Raw genomic sequence first — 22,604 nt, 5'->3', positions numbered from 1 at the left:
GGGGAAGGGATTATTTCCTTCCTCAAATTATATAGAAATCGACATGAGGAGGTCACTATGAAAAAATCAAAATTATGGTTTAGTTTCTTTGTTGGACCTATACTAATTGCATTTTTACTGGTTGTAGTCATACCAGCTATAACAGGAATATATTATTCTTTTACAGATTGGAATGGCATAGAGAATAAGGCCACTTTTGTTGGACTTTCAAATTATATAGAGATATTTAAAAAAGGAAATGGATTTATACAAGCCTTTGTATTTACAGCAGTCTTTGCTGCGGTATCTGTTATCGCAATTAATCTAATTGGTTTTGGATTAGCACTATTAGTTACTAGAGGGATGAAAACAAGTAACATTTTAAGAAGCATATTTTTCATGCCTAATATGGTGGGGGGACTTATATTAGGATTTATATGGCAGTTTATATTTACAAAGGCTTTTGATTCTATCGGTGTTAAGCTTGGATGGGAATTTCTAAGAGGATGGCTTTCTACTACAGGAACTGGTTTTTGGGGACTTGTTATATTAATGTCTTGGCAAATGTCAGGATACATGATGGTAGTTTATATAGCAGCTCTAGAAGGTATTCCTGAAAGCTTAAAAGAAGCAGCAGAAATAGATGGAGCTAATGGATTTCAAAAACTTATTAATATAACCATACCTTTAGTTGCACCAGCTTTTACTGTTGGACTCTTTTTAACATTATCCAATTCTTTTAAATTGTTTGATCAAAACTTATCACTTACAGCCGGAGGGCCATACAATTCTACACAAATGTTAGCTCTTAATATTTATAATTCAGCCTTTGTATATAACGAGTTTGGTATAGCTCAGGCTAAGGCAGTAATATTCTTAATTACTGTAGCAGCCATATCTTTAACTCAATTAAATTTCAGTAAGAAAAAGGAGGTAGAAATGTGACGAGAGAAACCACTTCAAAAAAAGTAGGGTGGAGTATATTAGCAATATTTACAGGTCTTATATTTTTAGCACCACTATATATTGCCTTTATAAACTCTTTTAAAACTCAAAAGGGTATTTATGATAATGTTATAGGTTTACCTTCGGAAGGTACCTTTACTTTAAATAATTATCTTCAGGCCTTTAAAGACCTAGACTTTCTTCATTCCTTCATGAATTCTTTACTAATTACAGTAGTGAGTACTGTAATTATAGTTATATTTGCTTCAATGGCAGCTTGGATGTTAGTTAGGTCAAAAACAAAAATAAGTAAATTTTTATTTTTTTTATTTGCAGGAGCTATGCTAATACCTTTTCAGTCAGTAATGTTACCTCTCATTAACTTAATGGGGAAACTACACTTATTAAATCCAGTAGGATTAGTATTTATGTATTTAGGGTTTGGATCAAGTTTGTCTATAATAATGTATCATGGATTTATAAAAAATATACCAGTAGAGTTAGAAGAGGCAGCTACAATAGATGGATGTAACAAGTTTCAAATATTTTGGCTAATTGTTTTTCCATTATTAAAACCAATAACTGTTACAATAAGTATTTTAAATGCTATGTGGATATGGAACGACTTTTTATTACCTCAATTAGTTATAAACAGGCCTAAATGGCATACCCTTCCCTTAAAAATGTTTTACTTTTTCGGTCAATATTCAAAACAGTGGAATTTAGCATTAGCGGGGCTTGTGCTAGGTATGATTCCTATAATTATATTCTATTTATTTGCTCAAAAACACATTGTAAAAGGTGTTACACAAGGATCTATTAAGTAAAATTACATTTAATATATATTTGTTAAGCAATGTGGTGATACTGATAATCATATTTAATTAATTGAACAATAGATGGGGTGAAGAAATGAAAGTATTTAAAATAACTGAGAATGTAGCTAGGTATACCTTTGGAAAACCTATAGATACAGAAGCTATAGGTTTAAGTGGAGAAGAATGCGTTGAAAACTCTTTAGAATTTTTAAAAGTGAAGTATAATCAAGAGCTAGAACTTGATTATGATATGAATGTACAAGATGTGGTATGGGGTCTTGGAGAAAACCAAAGGGGAATGAATAAAAAGGGTGGTATATATGAAGCATTCTGTAGTGATGATCCAAGGCATACTCCAGATAAAAAATCTTTATATGGAGCTCACAATTTTATAGTAATAGATGGAGATAATAAGTTTGGTGTTTTTATAGACTACCCAGGAAAGGTAACATTTGATATAGGCTTTTCAAACAAAAATAAGTTAAAAATTACTATAGAAGAAAGTAACGTAGATGTTTATATAATTAAAGGAAAATCTTCGAAAGATATTGTAAGAGAATTTCTAGGTATTATAGGAGAGAGCTATGTCCCTCCTAAATGGGCTTTTGGATATCAACAGTCAAGATGGGGTTATAAGGATTCAAAAGAGATTGCAGAGATTGCAGACAAATTTATTGAGAATAAAATTCCTTGTGATGCAATTTGCCTGGATATAGATTATATGGAGAGATTTAAAGATTTCACTATAGACAAGGATGCTTTTCCAAATTTTAAAGGTTTTGTAAAGGAGATAAAAGAAAAAGGTTTTAGGCTTATACCTATAATTGATGCAGGAGTTAAGATAGAAAAGGGATACGAAATTTATGAAGAAGGCATAGAAAATAAATGTTTTTGTGTTGATGATAAAGGAGAGCCATTTATAGCAGCAGTTTGGCCAGGAGTATGCCATTTCCCAGATTTTTTAAATAGTAAAGCTAGAGAATGGTTTGGACTAAAATATAAATCTCTAACGGACTTGGGAATTGAAGGCTTTTGGAATGACATGAATGAACCAGCTATATTTTATACTCCTAGAGGTTTAAAAGAAGCTGTTGAAGCTGCAAAGACTTCTGAAAAAGAAAATTTAGATATACACTCCTTCTTCGCATTACAAGATGCATTTTCAAAGATGCCCAACAATATAACGGATTACAAAAGCTTCTACCATAATATGGACGGAGATGTTGTTAATCATTATAAGGTCCATAATCTTTATGGTTACAACATGACAAGAAGTGCTGGAGAAGCTTTTAGAAAAATTAATCCTAATAAAAGATTTTTACTGTTTTCACGAGCTTCATATATAGGAATGCATAGATATGGCGGCATATGGACAGGGGATAACCACTCTTGGTGGGAGCACATTTTATTAAATATAAAAATGATGCCTTCTTTAAATATGTGTGGCTTCTTCTATATTGGAGCAGACACAGGTGGTTTTGGTGGCGATGCTAATGAGCAATTAGTTATAAGGTGGAATCAATTTAGTATATTTACACCTTTATTTAGAAATCATTCAGCAATGGGAACTAGGTACCAAGAACCATATTCATTTGGCGAAGATACTAAAGAAATTATTAAAAAAGCAATAGAATTTAGATATGCATTAATCCCTTATATTTATTCAGAATATATGAAAGCAATTAATAGTAGAAATATGTATTTCATGCCAATTTCCTTTGAATATAATGATGAAATGTCAAGAAGAATAGAGAGTCAACTTTTACTAGGAGAAAGTTTAATGATCGCTCCTATTTATGAAGAAAATGCAGTGGGAAGGTATGTCTATCTTCCAGAGGATATACTTTTATGGAAAGTAAGGAACTATAGGAATAGGCAATATGAGGTTATTAAAAAAGGACATACTTATTTGGATGTTGACTTTGATGAAATTCCATTGTTTATTAGAAAAAATAAAATTTTAATTTTAGGTAAGTCTTCTCACAATGTAGAAAGCTTAGATAGCACGGAATTAAATGTAATAGCCTTTGTAGAAAGCGAGGCAAATTATATATATTATGATGATGATGGAAATAGCTACGACTTTAAAGAGGGTAAATATTCAGAAATAATTATATGCATTAGAAAAAATAATGAGGATTACGAAATAGAAGTTGAAAATAAAGGGAACAAATTAGTGAAGAAAATAAGCTTTGACATAGTAGATGTAGATGGAAATATTATTAAAAAAATAATCTATTTATAAGGATAAAGGAGAAAGTTGATGATTACAAGAAGCAGTGGTATTTTAATGCATATTACATCACTACCAAGTCCCTATGGTATTGGGACCTTTGGAAAAGAAGCATATGATTTTGTAGATTTTTTATATAAAGCAGGACAAAGGCATTGGCAAATATTACCTATTGGACCCACAGGCTATGGTGATTCTCCTTATCAATCCTATTCAGCTTTTGCAGGCAATCCATATCTTATAGATTTGCCATTGCTTACAGAAATGGGATTATTAAAAAGTGGGGATTATGAAAATATAGATTTTAGTAAGGATTGTACCAAGGTAGATTATAATAAAATATTTAAAAACAAGATGCCTATTTTGAAAAAAGCTTTCAAAAATAGTAAGGGCAAATATGAAAATGAGATAAAAAGATTTAGAGAAGAAAATAAACTGTGGATAGAAGATTATGTTTTATATATGAGTATAAAAGAAAGATTTAACTTAAAGCCTTGGCAGGAATGGGATGAAAAGATTAAGTTAAGAGATGAAGAAGTTTTAAAAAAATATAGAGAAGAATTAAAAGAAGAAATAGATTACTGGATGTTTTTACAATATATATTTTTCAAGCAATGGATGGAATTAAAAAACTATGCAAACCACAAAGGAATAAAAATTATAGGGGATATACCAATTTATGTAGCAACAGATAGTGCTGATACTTGGGCAAACAGTGAGGTGTTTGTTTTAGATGAAAATAAAAATCCTACTGTTGTCTCAGGATGCCCGCCGGATGCTTTTTCATCTACAGGACAATTATGGGGGAATCCTATATATAGATGGGACTACCTAGATAGCATAGGATATGCTTGGTGGGTAGAAAGAATTAAAGCAAGTAGCAAAATATATGATATCACAAGAATAGATCATTTCAGAGGATTTGAATCTTATTGGGAAGTACCAGCAAAAGAAAACACTGCAATAAATGGAAAATGGGTTAAGGGACCGGGAATGAAATTATTTAATAAGATAAAAGAAGAATTAGGAGAAATTGAAATAATAGCTGAAGACTTAGGGTTTCTGACTAAAGAAGTTATTGATTTTAGAATTGCCTCTGGATATCCTGGAATGAAAATCTTAGAATTTGCTTTTGATACTAGAGAAGAAAGCGATTATCTACCGCATAATTATGATAAAAATTGTGTGGTATACACTGGAACTCACGATAATGATACCGTTAATGGATGGCTTGAAAATACAAATGAAAAAGATGTGGAGTTTGCTATAAAATATCTAAAATTAACTGAAGAAGAAGGCTGTAATTGGGGATTCATAAGAGGAGTATTAAGTTCGGTTGCAGATCTTGCGGTAATACAGATGCAGGATTATTTAGGACTTTCAACTGAAGCTAGAATGAATATTCCATCAACTATAGGTGGTAATTGGCAGTGGAGAGTTAAAAAAGAGAATTTGACAGAGGAATTAGTTAAAAATATTTATGATATTACAAAACTATATGGAAGGTAGGAATAATATGGTTAATACTGAGGAACTTAAGATAGCTATAGAAAGAATTATTAAAATAGATTATGGCAAATCTTTGGCTAAAGCAAAAAATTATGAAAAGTACAATGCACTTTCAAAAGCTATTATGGGTACTATAATTGTTAACTGGGAAGAGACTGAAAATGCTTATGATAAAGGAAAACAAGCCTACTATTTATCAGCAGAGTTTTTGATGGGGAGAGCTCTAGGAAATAATTTAATGAATTTAGGAATTTATGATGAAGTAGAAAAAGTTTTAAAAGAATTAGATATAGATATTAATGAAATAGAAGAGGTAGAAGAAGATGCAGGGCTTGGAAATGGAGGACTTGGAAGACTAGCAGCTTGTTTTATGGAGTCAGCAGCTACAAAAAATTTACCACTAACGGGCTATGGAATTAGGTATAGTTACGGATTATTTAAGCAAAGTTTTATAGATGGTTTTCAAGCAGAGGAAGAAGATAATTGGTTAAAATATGGTGATCCATGGTCTATTAGACGAGAAGAAGATACTGTTATTGTAGAGTTTGCTGATGGCAAAGTTAAGGCTGTACCATATGATACGCCCATTATAGGTTATGGGACAAAAAATATAAATAAGCTCAGACTCTTTAAAGCAGAACCTTTGACGGATTTTGATTTTAAATTATTTAATTCTCAAAAATATGATGAGGCGGTAAAGGGAAAAAATAGGGCTGAAGATATTTCTAGGGTATTGTATCCAAATGATTCTACGGAAGAAGGAAAAATTCTTAGATTGAAACAACAATATTTCTTTGTTTCTGCAGGATTGAATGATATAGTTAAAAAGTTTAAAAAAGTACATGGAAATAATTTTGAAGAATTTGCTAAATATAATGCAGTACAGCTTAATGATACCCATCCAGTTGTAGCCATACCAGAGCTTATGAGAATATTAATAAATAAAGAAGGTTTGTTATGGGAAGATGCTTGGAATGTTGTAGTTGATACTTTCTCCTATACAAATCACACTATATTAAAGGAGGCTCTTGAGGAGTGGAATGTGGAGCTTTACGAAAAGTTACTTCCTCGAATTTATGAGATAATTAAGGATATAGATAAAATATTTAATGAAGAACTTATGGAAAAGAAGTATTCAAAGGAAAAAATAGATTCTATGAGGATAATAAATGAGGACAAGATTAGAATGGCTTATCTTGCAATTCATGGGACTCATGTTACAAATGGTGTAGCTAAGCTTCATACGGATATATTAAAGTATCAAGAGTTAAAAGATTGGCATGAGCTTTATCCAAATAGATTTCAAAATAAGACTAATGGCATCACTCCTAGAAGATGGCTACTTTTAACAAATAAGGAGCTATCAAAGTTAATAACAGAGCTCCTAGGAAATACTGATTGGATTACTAACCTTCATGAATTAAAAAAGCTGGAGCAGTATATAGAGGATACATCAGTACTAGATAAATTATTAGAAATAAAAAAGGCTAATAAAGAGCGATTAGCAAAATATATTAAAGAACAAGAAGGGATTAGTATAAATCCAGACTCATTATTTGATATACAAATTAAAAGGTTACACGAATACAAAAGACAACTTCTTAATGCTTTTGGTATATTAGATTTATATTTTAAATTAAAAGAAAATCCTAATATAGACATTATTCCAAGGACTTTTATATTTGGAGCAAAGGCTGCACCGGGATATGTTAGAGCAAAGGCTATAATAAAATTTATTAATGAAATCGCAAAACTTGTAAATAATGATTCTGAAATAGGCGATAAAATAAAAGTTGTATTCGTTGAGAATTATAGAGTTTCTTATGCTGAAAAATTATTTCCAGCAGCTGATATTTCTGAACAAATATCTACAGCGGGAAAGGAAGCTTCAGGAACTGGCAATATGAAATTTATGCTAAATGGCACTCCAACCATTGGAACTTACGATGGTGCTAATGTGGAGATAGTTCAAGAAGCAGGAGAAGAAAATAACTTTATTTTTGGAGCTACAGTGGAGGAAATTGAAAAAATTAAGGATACTTATAATCCTAAGGAATATTATGAAACTGTTCCAGGATTAAAGAAAGTTGTAGATAGCTTAATTGATGGTACTTTTGACGATGGAGGAAATGGTAGCTTTGAAGAATTACACAGAGCTTTACTTGAAGGTGCCAGCTGGCATAAAGCAGATAATTATTTCATACTTAGAGACTTTAAAGATTATGTAGAAGCACAAAGTAGAGTAGATGAAGTTTATAGAGATAGATTTGGCTGGGCTAAAAAAGCTCTAATGAATATTGCAAATGCGGGAAAGTTTAGCAGTGATAGGACCATAGAGGAATATGCAAAAGAAATTTGGAATATAACTTCTAAAAATATATGATATAATAAGAGGAACTAAAATTAAATTTCAATAGGGGAGGGTGAGTTAATGCTTACTGTCCTCTATTCTTTTTCTCTGGAAGGCTTACATGTGGACATTGCTAAATGGTCTTGGATGAAATATATGGGACTCTATCCACCATGATTGAATACTTTTTTAAATAATGATATAATTTTATATTAAAAAAAGAACGATTAATCGCTTTGAAAATTTTATATGATATGACAACATAAAAAAAATTTATTTAAGATTCATTAAAGGTATGATTGTTACAATAGAGTCATAAGGGAGCTATCTACAAAAAATTAAATGAATGTATGCTGTTATAATATAATAAAAAGGAGGTATAGGTGTATGAGAATTTTAATGGTTGAAGATGAAAAATATATGGCAGAAGCCATAGAGCAAGTCCTAAAGAAAAATAATTACAGTGTTGATTTAGCCTTTGATGGTGAATATGGCTTAGACTGTGGACTTTCTGGTATTTATGACATTATTGTTCTCGACATTATGCTTCCTAAAATGAACGGCATCAGCGTACTAAAAGAATTGCGCAAAAATGGCATTGAAACCCCGGTGATACTTCTCACGGCAAAGGGTGAAATTGAAGATAAGGTAAAAGGTCTTGATAGCGGAGCGGATGATTATTTATCAAAGCCATTTCACACAGAGGAATTGATGGCTCGATTGCGTGCATTGGGGCGTAGAAAAAATGAATTGATAAACGATAACATTTTACAATACGGAGACATTGAACTCAATCAGCTCACTTTAAATCTCAACTGTAGGAACAAAGAGTTTAAACTCACATTAAAGGAATGTCAACTGTTAGAAGTTTTAATCAAGCGAAAAGGTATGATTATTTCCAAGGATTCCATCATTGAAAAGCTTTGGGGCTACGAAACCGATGCAGAGGATAATCATGTGGAGGTATATATATCCTTCCTTCGCAAAAAATTAAGTCGTATAAAGTCCGCAGTTAGCATTCAAACAGTGAGAGGTGCAGGTTATGTATTAAAAACCACAAAGGACGGAGAATTCTATGTTTAAACAACTACGCAACCAATTTCTTATACTGAATATGTCAATTATTTCTGTGGTGATGATTACTGCCTTTGCCGTTATTTATCTTACAACATACAACAACATACAAACGAAAAACCAGAACCAATTGGAGTTATTGTCTTCAAAACCAAATGTAACTTCCATTGGCTTACCATATGATACAAGGATGGAGAAGATAATCATTAGCATGCCCCCTTCGGACTCTTCCCTTTCTTTCAATGTACTTGTGAATTCAGATGGCAAGGTTCTTAAAATAACCTCACATATTGATGTGCCGGAGGAAACATATTTTAAAGCAGCGGAGATTGCCTTGAGTAGGAAGAAGGAGAATAGCGTCATATCCCTTGAAAATAAGCAGTGGCAATACAAAATTTTGCCTGTCAATGGCACTATTGTTATTCGTGAAGGCCCAAGACCTAACATAATAAATTCCAGTGGAGACAATTATCAGATTACTTTTTTAGATGTTACGGATTCTAACAAAACATTGATGGAGCTTTTTACTACATTATTTTTTGTAGGAATTATTATGCTTTGCGTAATATTTGCAATTAGTCTTTTCTTTGCTAGTCGGTCCATTGAGCCTATTGCCGAGGCTTGGGAGAAGCAAAAACAATTCATTGCTGATGCTTCACATGAACTAAAAACACCCCTTGCCATTATAAATGCTAATTCTGACGCTCTTCTTGTGAACCAGGAAGAAACCATCAAAAGCCAGAAAAAGTGGGTTGATTATATAAAAAGCCAAACGGACAGAATGGGAAAGCTTGTAAACGATCTTCTATATTTGGCTAAGGCAGAGGATACAAATAGTAAAATGTTTTATGTCCCTTTTGATATCAGCGAGGTGGTCAGTGACGTTATATTATCAATGGAGGCTGTGACCTTTGAAAAGGACATTACACTTTTGCAAGAGGTGGAAGCGAATATCATTATAAAAAGCGATTGTGAAAAAATCAAACAAGTGATTACTATCCTGTTGGATAATGCGATAAAGTATACGGATGAAAAAGGTCGTATAGATATTACACTGAAAAAAACAAGGAACCAGCTTGTCTTTTCAATAAAAAACAGCGGCAAAGGTATACCAAAGGAAAATTTGCCAAAGTTGTTTGACCGTTTTTACAGGGCTGACCCTGCAAGAACACAGGAGAACGGTGGCTATGGCTTGGGGTTGCCTATAGCCAAAGCTATTATAGACAGACTCCACGGTAAAATTTACGCTCACAGCCAGGAGAATGAGGGCACCACATTTACTTTCACACTTGGATTATAATGTAATCAATATAACCTGTTAAAGTTGATCATAACCTTTCGATAGTTATTTCACTATCGGAGGGTTTTTTTCATGTTTTAAAGTTACACTTATGTTTAAGGTTCGTTAAAGGTTGAGTAATTATAATGGTAAATGTAGATTAGTTATTTGCAAATACAAGGAGTTAAAAGGAGGAAAAATCAGTATGTATATTTTTCAAAACTCACTGAAAAACATAGTGAGAAATCGTGGCAGAAATATTTTGATGGGTATTATTATTTTTGCCATTATTGTTACAACAGTAGTTGCATTGATTATTAACAATACCGCCAGCGGAATTATTGACGATTATAAATCTCGTTTCGGCTCGGAGGTTACCATTACTCCGAATATGGAAAAGATGAGGGAGCAGGCGCAAACCCAGATGGAAGACGGCAAGACCGCTATTAGAATGCAGCGTCCACCTATATCACCGGAGCAATATCTTGACTTCGGAGATTCAGAATATATTTTAAACAGTGCTTATACGGCGGCTGCCGGTGTTACAAGCGAAAATATTACCCCTATAGATGAAGGGGCTGAGACAGGCGGGTCTACTATGATAAAACAGGGAGGAATAGGTAACTTTCAACCGGAGATGCGCCTTTACGGAAACTTTTGGGATGATTTTAATGATGGAAATCGTGAAATTGCAGAGGGTAGGATGGTAGAAAATAAAGAGGAATGTATTATAAGCACCGACCTTGCCGAGCTTAATGATATTTCTGTGGGAGATAAAATTACTTTAGAGGGTATGCTTAGCGACGAAGAGGAGAATACCCAGGATACTACATATGAATTGACTGTTGTAGGTATTTTTTATGATACAACAGAAGAATATTCTAACTCAATGTTCAAAAATCCTTATATGAACAGACGTAATGAAATTTTAGCTGATTTTGATACGGTTTTAGATCCAATGGAGTCAGGACAAAGAGGTATTGAGATTACCGCTACCTATTCTTTGAAAAACCCTGATATGCTTGCAGATTTCAGAGAGGAAGTATACGCAAAGGGATTAAACGAAGTATATGATGTTACAACAGATGAAGCAAGCTACAATAAAATTGTGGGCCCTGTTGAAGGCTTAAAGAGTATTTCTCTTACCTTTATGATTATTGTTTTGGTTCTTGGTGGTATCATTCTTGCACTTCTTTCTTCAATTTCCATTCGTGAAAGGAAATATGAGATTGGAGTTTTAAGAGCTATGGGTATGAAAAAAGGAAAAGTAGCTTTGGGACTTTGGGCGGAAATGCTTATTATCACCTGCCTTTGCTTAGTAGTTGGAATAGGCTCAGGCACACTTGTAGCACAACCTGTAGCCAACGTACTTCTTAGTGATCAAATTGTGGCGGCAGAGGAAGCAGAAGCCAATGCAAACACAGGAGGACCTAAAATGGTCATAGTAGGTGGAAAACCGTCGGGAACTACAAATGTGAAGCCACTTGATAATATAGAGGTTTCTCTTGGAATTGATACAATAGGGCAAATTATCGCTATTTCCTTACTTCTTGCTTCCGTATCAGGTATTGTTTCCATCGGTAAAATTACAAAATACGAACCTATCAAAATACTTATGGAAAGGAATTAGGTGAAAGATATGAGTGTATTGACATTGAAAAATGTAACCTATAAATATGAAGGCGCGAAAAAGACGGTTTTAAAGGGTGTAAGCGCTGAATTTGAAGCAGGAAAAGTTTATACTATTGTAGGAAGATCTGGATCAGGTAAATCCACTATGTTATCCCTTATATCAGGGCTTGACGTCTGCACTGACGGCGAGATACTGCATGGACAAAAGGACCTTAAAGCCCTTGATCGCGACAAATACAGGGCAAAGGATATCGGTGTAGTGTTCCAGAGTTTCAACCTTTTAACAAATGCGACCGCCGTAGAAAATATTGTCTTGTCCATGAATATCAGCGGCAGTACAGAAAAGAATAAAGAGACCTTTGCCTATGAGCTTTTAGAAAAGGTGGGCATTGACAGGGATACTGCAGACCGAAAAATATTGCGACTTTCGGGAGGAGAACAACAGCGTGTGGGTATAGCAAGAGCTTTGTCTCATAACCCTGATATTATCATTGCGGACGAACCCACTGGTAACTTGGATAAGGATACGGAAATAGAAATCCTCAAAATTTTTACATCCCTTGCTCATGAGACCAATAAATGTGTTATCATCGTTACCCACTCCAAAAAGGTCACTTCTGTTGCCGATGTGGTTTTTGGTATAAGTGAGGGCAAGTTGATACAGGTTAATAGTAATATAGAAAGGCAGGGAAATTAAGCGTGAAGAAAAAAATTCATATTTTTAGTATTATTTTATATGCACTTGCCGGTTTGCTTGCAGTGTATTCCATTTGGGTAATCATAAATTGCTATGAGTATATTTCTCAAATGATGGCAGCACAGCAGCTGACATTTGCTGGAAATGAATATGATATTGTAAATTTCTATATGTCCAATTGCTCTCAGTATGTATTGTTTGCCATTATAATATTTACATTAGGGTGGATAATACAAAAAAATCTATTCTGTTTTAAAAGAGAGCAGCAGACGGATAATCAATTACCTTCACCTGTTCATGCATCTGTTCATACGTTGGAAGAGGGGGCAAATGAGGAAAATTTTGAGGAAGGTTTTGAGGAGTGGTTTAAGAATAATAACCAATAATAAAAATAATTATCAAGGGCGGCTTTGTTTTCAAAAGCCGCCTTTTTAAATAAAAATACAAGTTTTAGCTATTTATTGGATTTCAAGTGTGCGTAATTTCTAAATAATTGGCAATAATCATATTATATAATAGAATTTTGAGTAATATAAATAAATTAACAGAGTGTAAGGGAGGATTGAATATGCTTAATTATGTTCTAACTTGTTGTTCAACAGCAGATATGCCCTATGACTATTTTAGTAAAAGGGATATTCCATTTGTTTCCTTCCATTATATTTTAGATGGAAAAGAATACCTGGATGACCTGGGGCAAACCATGTCTTTTGAAGAATTTTATAGTAGAATTGCAGCAGGAGCAATGCCTACAACTTCGCAGGTGAATGTGGGACAGTATATAGACTTTTTTGAACCATTTTTAAAAGAGAAAAAAGATATTCTCCATATTTCTTTTTCTTCTGGTTTATCAGGAACTTATAATTCTGCCACTATTGCAAGAGAGGAACTTTTATCAAAGTACCCAGATAGAAAAATCTTCATAGTAGATTCATTGGGAGCATCTTTAGGCTATGGATTACTTGTAGATATGGCAGCGGATATGCGAGATAACGGAGATAACATCGAAGAGGTATATACTTTCATAGAGGAGAAGAAACTTAATATACATCATTGGTTTTTCTCTACGGATCTTACCCACTATAAACGAGGTGGACGTATTTCAGCTACATCTGCCACTGTGGGAAGTCTCCTTAATATTTGTCCGTTATTAAATGTTAATCATGATGGAAAGCTTACTCCATGTAAAAAGATTCGCGGTAAAAAACGTGTAATGGAGGAGATTGTACATATGATGGAATCTCATGGGGAGGCTGGTGTAAATTATTCTGGGAAATGCTTTATATCTAATTCAGCATGCTATGAGGATGCACGTAAGGTAGCGGATTTAATCGAGAAAAAATTTACTTTACTAAATGGCCCTGTGATGATAAATAATATTGGGACTGTAATTGGTTCCCATACGGGACCTGGAACGGTAGCACTTTTCTTTTTCGGGGATAAGAGAGAATAAAATATAAAATAGGATTGTAACTTATCTAGCTACAATCCCAAATATAAATAAATAGCTTTACATAAAATTATTTACATGCTCATATTACTGCTTTAAAATAAACTATATAGTGCAGAAATATTATGTACCAATGATAAAATGCTGTATATATTATAATGCCCAGGCAGGTTTTTTCTGTATTTCTGTATTTTCGCCCACAATCTTAGCAGGGAAGCCTTCTACGATTTGGTTATCCTCAAAAACACTTCTTTGTTTAACTAAGCTGCCGGATTTAACTAAAGTATTTTTACCTAATTTGCTGTAATCACAAACTATTGAACCGGATTCTATTATGGTGTTTGAGCCAATATTTGTGCCATGAATTATACAGCTAGGACCAATAATTACATTGTCATCAATAACAAGTTCATTGTCAGGCAATAAATGTAATACGGAGTTTTCTAGTATTTGAACGTTGTTACCGATTTTTACAGGACCGTGTGAATTTCCTACTATTCTTACACCTGAACCGATTACTGAATTGTTTCCTATTGTAACATCACCTGTAATTTCAACTGAATCGTATATAAAAGCAGATTCAGCAACCACAGGATACTTAACACCATATTCATATAATTTTCCCATTTTTTCACCTTCCTTTGGTTCATTATCGATTATATTTTCTACATATGAGCTCAATGAAATATCGTTGCCTCTCATTCTTGTTATCATATTTTTATCTTCTGTGGTCAGCTTTCTTATTATTCTACCTGGTCTTCCTACAACCACAGATCCATCAGGAATAACGCGCCCTTCAGGAATTATTGTTCCTTCCCCAAATATGCACATATTTCCTATTTTTGAGCCTGGAAGAAAAATAACACCATTTCCTATTTCGCATAAATCACCTATTTCTGCTCCAATGGCAATACATTTGTGACCAAAAATAGTTTTGCTACCAACTTTTAATGGGTGTTCAGGCGTTCCAATAAGGACAGAATTTTCAAGAACCCAAGATGAATTTTCAATAGTTATGGAGTCATCAATTGAACGAAGAACTGAACCTTGTGCAATATAAACATTGTTTCCAAGTCTTAATTTACCTATTAACCTTACGGAATCGTCAATTCTTAAATTTGGCATAACACACCTCCATATCTTAATTTATTACAATTATTTAAAATGGATAAATTTTAAACTAATTGTACATACTTTTGCCAAATATTGTTTTTTATATTATTATAATATAAGGAAAAATTAAAAGAAAGAATAAAATATACAAGCAAAAATATGGAGAAAATAAATTCAATTAATATGACAGAAAAATAAATTGACCAATAAATACTATTCAGTTGATTCTGGAGGAAACAACATGAAAAATATTATTGATTATGTAAAAGAGGAAAAGGCATCTTTTTCAAACAAAGCATTTCGTGGCATAGATAGTTTAGTATTGTCACAGCTTTCTTACCTATATTTTGATGGATTTGTCCCGAATATAGCTGACAGAGCTGCTCCTGTTACCGTAGCAGATATGGCATCAAAAGTAGATACTGAAGAATTGTATAATTATACTGTAGATAAACTAAAGAAGAAAAAACTTCTAATGAGTCTTATGGATAGCCCAAGATTTCGTGAAATTGGGATAAATTATTATGTAAATAAATTGGATTATGCTAAGGAAAAACAATTTTCTGCTGTAACTTTTCACTTAAGTGACGCAACCACTTACATTGCTTTTAGGGGCACTGATTCTACTTTTGTGGGATGGAAAGAGGATTTCAATATGGCATTTTCTACTACTATTCCTTCTCAGGAGGAAAGTGTTATTTATCTTGATGAGGTAGGTAAATTGGCATCTGGGGATTTAAAGATAGGTGGACATTCTAAAGGAGGTAATCTTGCTGTTTACGCTGCAATGAAATGTAAGCCACATATACAGAATCGGATTACTGATATTTTTAGCCATGATGGTCCGGGCTTTAGAGAAGAAGTATTCTCAAGTATGGAATACCAGCGTATAAAAGATCGTATACATCAATTCATGCCTCAGTCTGCACTTATTGGAATGCTTCTAGAGCATCATGAGAAGTACGTTGTAGTGAAGAGCAAACGTATAGGTGTTATGCAGCATGATCCATTTTCATGGCTGGTAGAAGGCGATGATTTTCAATATCAAGAAGATATAGATGATATGGCGGTATTTGCAAATAAAACAATTCAAACATGGTTAGAATCTTTGGATGATGAAAAGCGAGAACTATTCGTTGATACCTTATATAGTATCATTAAAGCAACTGGGGCAAAAACCTTTTATGATCTTACAGAGGATTGGTGGGATAAAGCTCTCGCGGCATTGCACGCCATTCGCAGTATTGATGAAGAAACTAGGAGTTTTGTTTTGCATACGATACATTCTCTTATTATAATGGCAGTTAGAAACCTTCGGTCTTAGATAAAATAATGTATTCATACTCAGTTGATTACGTAGTAAACCTAATATTAGTGTAAAATTTAATTCGGAGGCGCAAAAAATGATAAATTGGATTATTGAAAAATTAGAAGTTAAACATAACTCACAAATAGAACTAGAGTATTTAGAATGTATTCGTGACCTTGTTGCCAATGAAGAAGTTATATCTATGAAAAATTATATACAGCATAAGCAAACTGATTGTTTAGAACATTGTCTGTATGTATCTTATTATAGTTACCTTATCTGCAAAAAGTTCGGATTTGACTGGAGGGCTGCAGCTAGAGGTGGACTATTGCATGACTTTTTTCTATATGACTGGCATAAAAAAGACAGAGAAAATAGAAAGAGGTGGCATGGTTTTACACATCCTAAAATAGCTTTATGCAATGCCAAAAGCTATTTTAATATAAATGATATTGAACAGGACATTATCTATAAGCATATGTGGCCTTTGACCCTTAGCCTGCCTCTATATAAAGAATCTTATATTATTGTGTTTATAGATAAATATTGTGCTTTGATGGAATCTTGCAATTTAGGAAGGCGAGATAACATTAAAAGATTGCAGAGACTAATAATTACGTAACTAATTTCAAACATAGTTCGCAAAGAACATTGGAAGAGGGGGCCAATGAGGAAAGTTTTGAGGAGTGGTTTAAGAATAATCACCAATAATAAAAATAATTATCAAGGGTGGCTTTGTTTTCAAAAGCCACCCTTTTACATAGTCTCGCCATTGGTAGTAATAAGCATATGGATTTACGTCAAGTTATCTTGACAAGACTATATAAGTAAGATATGATTATACTATGAATAGAATAATAAAAATATTCATAGTATATGGAGGCGACGGGAATGGTAAAAGGACCAAAAGGCTTTTCAAATGAGGAGAAGCAGGAATTACGAAATAAACTCTGCACAGAGTGTGAGCGAAGCTGGGCATTGCATGGGTACAAAAAAACCAGTGTTGGAGAAATGGCATCTAAGATAGGAATATCCACAGGTGCATTTTATCTTTTATATTCATCAAAAGAAGATTTGTTTTGCGAAACTTTAGAAAGAGTGCAATGTAGACTAAGGGATATGATGAATGGAATTATTAGGAAAAATCCAACAAAAGAGGGGTTTGCGCTATCGCTAAAAAGCCTTTTTAGGGAGTATGATAGTACACCATTTTTGTATGATGTGAGTAACCCTGACTTTTTATCTTTTATTAATAAATTACCAAGAGATAAAGTTGAAAAGTTAGAATTTGATAATTTAGGTTTTTTTAATGACGCTATCTGTTACGCTAAACTCATTTTAAAGGTTGAAGAAGAAAAAGCATATGCAGTATTCAGCGCCTTATTATACACCGTAAGTGCAAAAGAAAATTTGCGATATGACCATGCAGAAGTCTTTGATTTTATCATAGATGGAATTATGGATGATTTGTTTGAATAAGGAGAAAGCTACATAGCTGTAGTATATTAGCCGTTTAGAAAAATGTGTTGCAAAGGTGTGAGAAAAATGAAAAATGACTATGCAATTGAAGTAGAAAATCTGACTAAAATAATTGATGGACACACCATACTTTCAAAAGTTACGCTGGGAGTAAAAAAAGGTGAGATTTACGGTTTTCTAGGGGCAAATGGTGCAGGGAAAACAACTTTGATGAAAGCCTTGTATAGAATGCTTAATCCAGATTCTGGCTCCATTATAATTTTGGGCAAAGAAATATCTAATAATGAGTATAGTGTTTTTAAAAAAATGGGAAGTATTATTGAAACACCTATTTTTTATGAAAAGTTTTCTGCTTATAAAAATCTAGAATTACACTGTGACTATATGGGAACACAATACAAGAAAAATATTGAAAAAGTTTTGGCATTGACAGGTATAGGTGATACAGGCGAAAAACCTGTAAAAAACTTCTCACTTGGTATGAAACAGCGTCTTGCATTGGCACGTGCAATTCTTACTGAACCAGAAATTTTGATTTTAGATGAACCAATTAATGGGCTAGATCCAAAAGGTATAATGGAAATTCGAGAAATGCTTTTGAAAATAAATCAAGAGAATGGTACAACAATTTTTATTTCTAGCCATATTTTAAGTGAAATTGCCAAAATGGCAGATACAATCGGAATTATCGATAAAGGTGTTTTGCTAGCAGAAGTATCCATGACAGAAATTTTAGAAAAAGGTATAGACTTAGAGGCATATTATTTAAAACTACTAGAGGGGGTGAGAGTGTAATGTCTAATTTAATTCGACTAGAATTAAAACGTTTTTCTTTGCGGTCCCATGTACAGGGTGTTGTTATCGCGAATTTTATTATACTGGCGTTGAGTGTTACAACCTCTTTTTCATCATCCCAGCTTGTTGTACCGGGACTACCTTCTTTTAGGCTAGAAACAATCGACATTGCTAAAATGCTGGTAATAGCAACATTTATTGTTTGGGAGGCTGTATTGATAGCGATAATTATAATAGAAGAATTTCGCAGCAAAACAATTTCTTTACTTTACACCTACCCTGTGAATCGGAAAGAATTAATTGCTACAAAATTATTCTTGATTTGTAGTGTTACATTGGCATTCATTATTTTTTCCGAGATTTTTCAGTACATTAGTATATATATTTTAAGTCGAATTTTTTCTATTGTCACTTTCCATTTTTACTATGCTGATTTATTCAATGTGACAATTACAGTAATATCTGCTATTTTACTTGGGCTGCTGCCAATGTATATCGGTATGATACGCAAATCTACTATTGCAACCATACTATCTTCATTAGCTGTTGTAACTATAGCTGCAAATTCACAAGGAAGTACGGCTGGTCTTATTTCCATACCGATTGTGGCAGTTGTTTTTGGTTTAATAGGGTTAATCTTTGCAGGAATAGCTATTAAGAATATTACTACAAGCGATTTGTAAGTTATATTTGTCAATTTAATTTTAAGGAGGAAAATATGTCTATTACATTATTTAATAAATTTTTACCCGTTCCTATACTAAATCCTAACTTATTGTTTATCACATCCATTGTTGCTATTGTTATTGGATTGTGTCTTATTATATATGGCTTAATTAAAGGGAGAAAAACATCAGGAAAAAGTAAAGTGGCATGGGTTTGCATAAGTATAGGTGCATTAATAATTATCAATCATATTGTCCAAATTATAATAAGAATAGTTTCATAAGGAGGAAGAAATTATGGTAGAACAAATGAACAAAGTTTGTGAACAAGTAAATAAGCGTTTGGGGGTATCCATTAAACTCCCAAATCCAAGCAAAGAAGCTCTCCGTGTTAACACAATTATCAGCGGTTTGCTAGGATTGGGTATTGTTGGGACAGGAGTTGTAACAAAGTATAAATGGGTTACTGGATTTGGAGCTGCAGTAGTTTTAGGTAATCTGATTCACTTATCTTCATTAAAAGAATCTAATAAAAAGTAGAAAGAATACTAGTGAAATTAAGCAAAACATATACTGTCAAGAGGAACAGAGCTGCCTGTTATCAATGGAATACAGACAGCTCTGTTCCTTAACTATTTTTATTTAATTATTTTTGAGTTTAACCAGCTAATTATTTTATCATATGCTTCTTTACCAGAGTTATTTTTTATATCTCTATCAAAGTCATGTTCTTCTTCGTAAATAGTTATAAGTGTTGAATTGGGAATTATCCTACTTATCTTTTTTGAGATTCTATAAGGAACATCAGGGTCAGAAGTAGCAGCAGCTAAAATTGTTGGTGGAAAGCTTTTTAAAGCTTCATCATCTATTGAGTAATTCAGAATATTTTCCTTGTTGCAAAGAGCTTCTATCCAATTTCCTTCTTGTCTTGCTTTAATATATAGTGAAAATCTTTCATTCATTGGACCATATGTAACTGGTTCATTTGATATAATTCTATTTATACTTTCATCTGTAACTTTTGGTAGCTTATTATAATATTTACTTGGAGTATTAAATTCAACCTCATCAAGCCTTGTATATCCATATAAGCTTATTATTGAAAGTGGTAATAGGTTATTATTTTTAATTAACATATTGCACATCATAAATGCTAAGTAAGAGCCAGCGGATCTTCCAAACAAGATAAATTTATTGCTATTTAAGTTAAATACTTGTTTATAATTATTTAAGTAATAAGTAATCCCTTCATAAGTTGAAGATAAAATTGTGTCTAACTTTGATTCTGGAGCTAGCGGATAATCTAAAGCTAAAATATCATAACCTGCATCTAAAAATTTATCTATATAAATTCTAGGTAGGTCATCTCTAACCCCATATAATAATCCGCCGCCATGGAGGTAAAGTATTGTAATATCTTTTTTGTTTATATTTGATTTATATAAGTTCATATTAAGACCTATTTGATTTGTTGTTTTAAATGATATAATTTTTTCTTCAATCATTTAATTTCCTCCTGATCTTTTAGTTTAAATAATCTAGAAGAAACTTGAATTTGTAAGATTTCTTCTTGATCTGTTAGTTCTGTGTTTAATATATCTTTTATCTTATCAATTCTATATCTAACGGTTTTAGGATGAAGAAAAAGTTTTTCAGATGTAGCTATATAGCTTTGATTTGAGTTTAAGAAAACCTCAAGGGTTTCAAATAACTGAGGATAATCCTGTCTAAATTTATTAATTCTTGGAGATATAAATTTTTCGAGATTTCCTAAATTATCAGTTTCTAAAAACATCTTATATATTCCAAGCTCTTCATAAGGTAAGATTTTGTTAGAATTATGGAATAAATTTAAAACCTTTTGAACATCTAAAACTTCTTTATTAGCTTTTGGAATATCATATTTTTCAACTTTAGAACTAATGCTTATTCTATAATAAAAATCCTTAAGAACATTATTAACTACAAGAGAATCCATAATCTTTTCTATATGTTTTAAATTAATTCCATTTTGATTATTATTAAAGTTAAATATAAAAACAATTCTATCAGATCTTTCAAGAAAAGCTATTGGATCAAAGGCTAATTTGAATCTATTTCTTATTTGCATAAGAATTGGAAGCATAAGATTTTTATTTAAGTTATTACTTTTATCCTTTTGATATAACTTAATTAGAACAATTTCATAATTATTATATTTATCTAGGTTAAAAGACTCTAAAACCTCATCTATATCTTTTCTTTCATATATCCTATTATTCAACAAATCACCTATTATATTATTCTTTTGTTGAAAAAGGCTTTGAGATATGGAGTATTTTTTTAAAAGCTCCATTTGTAAAAATTTTACTGCATTTTCTAAAACCATAAAATCTTCAGAGTTTATTTCTCGTTCCAGTTCATGAATAATCAATTCATATTCATTAAATCCAAGGTGAGGAATAGGTACTCTTATTTGGCTTCCAGTAATCTTAGGGTTTGTTAAATTATATATAACTTTCTTACGCTCATATTTAAAATACATGTAAGTTTCATTTAACACTTCTTTTGTATTAAGTATAGTAATATCTGAAAGCTTAGAATTTGTAGTAACTTCAGTGTTTCTTGCAGTATTAATAAGGCTTACATCACGATTTATCATATTTTTAAATTTAAGAAGTATGCCTTCAATTGAAGGAACAGTCATAGCAAGATTTGTAAGTTCACCATGAACATCATAATATTTGTTTAGTAAATATACATTTCTATTTATAATTGGACCTAAGATTTCTAATATTATTGATTCATATTTTACATCTTTACTTATCTTAACTAATGGTATTGAATGTTTATCACAAAGTAAAATTATTTTTTCAGGAATTTTTGTAACAAGTCTATCAATTTTAATTATAAGTGCACTAATTCCTATGTTTTTAAGTTTATTAAAAAATAAATCTAGCTCATCATCCTTTAAGTTTTGTAATGCAAAAAAGCTGGTTAATATAACCTCGCCAAAGCGTCCCCAATTTTCAATGTCAAGGGCTTCTAAGACATTTACGCTATTAATAGGATTATCTATTCCATTTTTACCTGCTAATAAAATTGAGCTTTTTAGTGATGGTATCTTAAGCATTTCTTCTATATTCAAAATATCACTCCTTTATCCTTTAGGGATAAAAATTTCCCTATAATATAGAACTTTATGTAAATGAAAACGAAAACAAACAGTGATATATTTATATTAACATAAGAAATAAATATTTCAAGCAAGCATTCTTTAGATAAAAGAAGTGAAAAA

General features: G+C 32.3%; 21 protein-coding genes. 18 read left to right on the top strand and 3 right to left on the bottom strand.

Going from position 1 to position 22,604, the window contains the following annotated elements; translation table 11 throughout:
* Positions 1–57: 57 nt before the first annotated feature.
* The 11 genes from RYO54_RS10070 (at position 58) to RYO54_RS10020 (ending at position 13,969) form a co-directional block, all read left to right on the top strand.
* A complete protein-coding gene (locus RYO54_RS10070; protein WP_315118230.1) occupies positions 58–924 on the top strand; it encodes a sugar ABC transporter permease in 867 nt (288 codons plus the stop codon).
* Positions 921–1,751 (top strand): carbohydrate ABC transporter permease, encoded by an 831-nt coding sequence (locus RYO54_RS10065; RefSeq protein ID WP_315118228.1) that lies wholly within the window; start codon positions 921–923, stop codon positions 1,749–1,751. The genes RYO54_RS10070 and RYO54_RS10065 overlap by 4 nt, the downstream gene beginning before the upstream one ends.
* Before the next feature lie 85 nt (positions 1,752–1,836).
* Positions 1,837–3,987 carry a TIM-barrel domain-containing protein gene (locus RYO54_RS10060; protein WP_315118227.1) on the top strand — a complete coding sequence of 717 codons (2,151 nt, stop codon included), beginning with the start codon at positions 1,837–1,839 and terminating at the stop codon, positions 3,985–3,987.
* 18 nt (positions 3,988–4,005) lie between these two features.
* Positions 4,006–5,484 carry a 4-alpha-glucanotransferase gene (gene malQ / locus RYO54_RS10055; RefSeq protein WP_315118225.1) on the top strand — a complete coding sequence of 493 codons (1,479 nt, stop codon included), beginning with the start codon at positions 4,006–4,008 and terminating at the stop codon, positions 5,482–5,484.
* Between the two features lie 7 nt (positions 5,485–5,491).
* A complete protein-coding gene (locus RYO54_RS10050) occupies positions 5,492–7,867 on the top strand; it encodes a glycogen/starch/alpha-glucan phosphorylase (protein WP_315118323.1) in 2,376 nt (791 codons plus the stop codon).
* Positions 7,868–8,221: 354 nt separating this feature from the next.
* Complete coding sequence (locus RYO54_RS10045; protein WP_315118321.1) at positions 8,222–8,917, top strand: response regulator transcription factor; 696 nt, start codon at positions 8,222–8,224, stop codon at positions 8,915–8,917.
* Positions 8,910–10,208 carry a HAMP domain-containing sensor histidine kinase gene (locus RYO54_RS10040; protein ID WP_315118224.1) on the top strand — a complete coding sequence of 433 codons (1,299 nt, stop codon included), beginning with the start codon at positions 8,910–8,912 and terminating at the stop codon, positions 10,206–10,208. Before RYO54_RS10045 ends, RYO54_RS10040 begins: the two co-directional genes overlap by 8 nt.
* Positions 10,209–10,392: 184 nt before the next feature.
* Positions 10,393–11,817, top strand: coding sequence for an ABC transporter permease (locus tag RYO54_RS10035; RefSeq protein ID WP_399549328.1), 1,425 nt, complete (start codon positions 10,393–10,395; stop codon positions 11,815–11,817).
* 9 nt (positions 11,818–11,826) lie between these two features.
* Complete coding sequence (locus RYO54_RS10030) at positions 11,827–12,516, top strand: ABC transporter ATP-binding protein (RefSeq protein ID WP_315118319.1); 690 nt, start codon at positions 11,827–11,829, stop codon at positions 12,514–12,516.
* 2 nt (positions 12,517–12,518) lie between these two features.
* Entirely contained in the window at positions 12,519–12,902 is a 384-nt protein-coding gene (locus RYO54_RS10025; RefSeq protein WP_315118220.1) for a hypothetical protein, read from the top strand.
* Positions 12,903–13,084: 182 nt separating this feature from the next.
* Positions 13,085–13,969 carry a DegV family protein gene (locus RYO54_RS10020; RefSeq protein WP_315118219.1) on the top strand — a complete coding sequence of 295 codons (885 nt, stop codon included), beginning with the start codon at positions 13,085–13,087 and terminating at the stop codon, positions 13,967–13,969.
* A gap of 150 nt (positions 13,970–14,119) precedes the next feature.
* Here the strand turns inward: RYO54_RS10020 and RYO54_RS10015 are convergent, their stop codons facing one another.
* Positions 14,120–15,091, bottom strand: a complete 972-nt coding sequence (locus tag RYO54_RS10015) for a DapH/DapD/GlmU-related protein (RefSeq protein WP_315118217.1) — start codon at positions 15,089–15,091, stop codon at positions 14,120–14,122.
* 187 nt (positions 15,092–15,278) lie between these two features.
* Between RYO54_RS10015 and RYO54_RS10010 the strand changes: the two genes are divergently transcribed.
* From RYO54_RS10010 to RYO54_RS09980, 7 genes are all read left to right on the top strand, one after another.
* Positions 15,279–16,403, top strand: coding sequence for a DUF2974 domain-containing protein (locus tag RYO54_RS10010; RefSeq protein ID WP_315118216.1), 1,125 nt, complete (start codon positions 15,279–15,281; stop codon positions 16,401–16,403).
* A 79-nt stretch (positions 16,404–16,482) separates the two neighbouring features.
* Positions 16,483–17,010 carry an HD family phosphohydrolase gene (locus tag RYO54_RS10005; protein ID WP_315118214.1) on the top strand — a complete coding sequence of 176 codons (528 nt, stop codon included), beginning with the start codon at positions 16,483–16,485 and terminating at the stop codon, positions 17,008–17,010.
* 269 nt (positions 17,011–17,279) lie between these two features.
* Positions 17,280–17,867, top strand: coding sequence for a TetR/AcrR family transcriptional regulator (locus RYO54_RS10000; protein ID WP_315118212.1), 588 nt, complete (start codon positions 17,280–17,282; stop codon positions 17,865–17,867).
* Between the two features lie 66 nt (positions 17,868–17,933).
* Positions 17,934–18,662 (top strand): ATP-binding cassette domain-containing protein, encoded by a 729-nt coding sequence (locus RYO54_RS09995; RefSeq protein WP_315118211.1) that lies wholly within the window; start codon positions 17,934–17,936, stop codon positions 18,660–18,662.
* Positions 18,662–19,345 (top strand): bacitracin ABC transporter permease, encoded by a 684-nt coding sequence (locus RYO54_RS09990; protein WP_315118209.1) that lies wholly within the window; start codon positions 18,662–18,664, stop codon positions 19,343–19,345. Before RYO54_RS09995 ends, RYO54_RS09990 begins: the two co-directional genes overlap by 1 nt.
* 35 nt (positions 19,346–19,380) lie before the next feature.
* Entirely contained in the window at positions 19,381–19,611 is a 231-nt protein-coding gene (locus RYO54_RS09985; protein ID WP_315118208.1) for a hypothetical protein, read from the top strand.
* Positions 19,612–19,624: 13 nt separating this feature from the next.
* Positions 19,625–19,867: a hypothetical protein gene (locus RYO54_RS09980; RefSeq protein WP_315118206.1), complete on the top strand. Its 243-nt coding sequence runs from the start codon at positions 19,625–19,627 to the stop codon at positions 19,865–19,867.
* Positions 19,868–19,965: 98 nt separating this feature from the next.
* Here RYO54_RS09980 and RYO54_RS09975 read toward each other — a convergent pair whose 3' ends face one another.
* Together RYO54_RS09975 and RYO54_RS09970 are read right to left on the bottom strand one after the other, a co-directional pair.
* Positions 19,966–20,832 (bottom strand): alpha/beta hydrolase, encoded by an 867-nt coding sequence (locus RYO54_RS09975; protein WP_315118204.1) that lies wholly within the window; start codon positions 20,830–20,832, stop codon positions 19,966–19,968.
* Complete coding sequence (locus RYO54_RS09970; protein WP_315118202.1) at positions 20,829–22,454, bottom strand: PucR family transcriptional regulator; 1,626 nt, start codon at positions 22,452–22,454, stop codon at positions 20,829–20,831. The genes RYO54_RS09975 and RYO54_RS09970 overlap by 4 nt, the downstream gene beginning before the upstream one ends.
* Positions 22,455–22,604: the final 150 nt, after the last annotated feature.

This window comes from uncultured Clostridium sp. (assembly GCF_963515715.1).
GTDB lineage: Bacteria > Bacillota > Clostridia > Clostridiales > Clostridiaceae > Clostridium_AW.
This window is presented reverse-complemented; position numbering and strand designations above follow the sequence as displayed.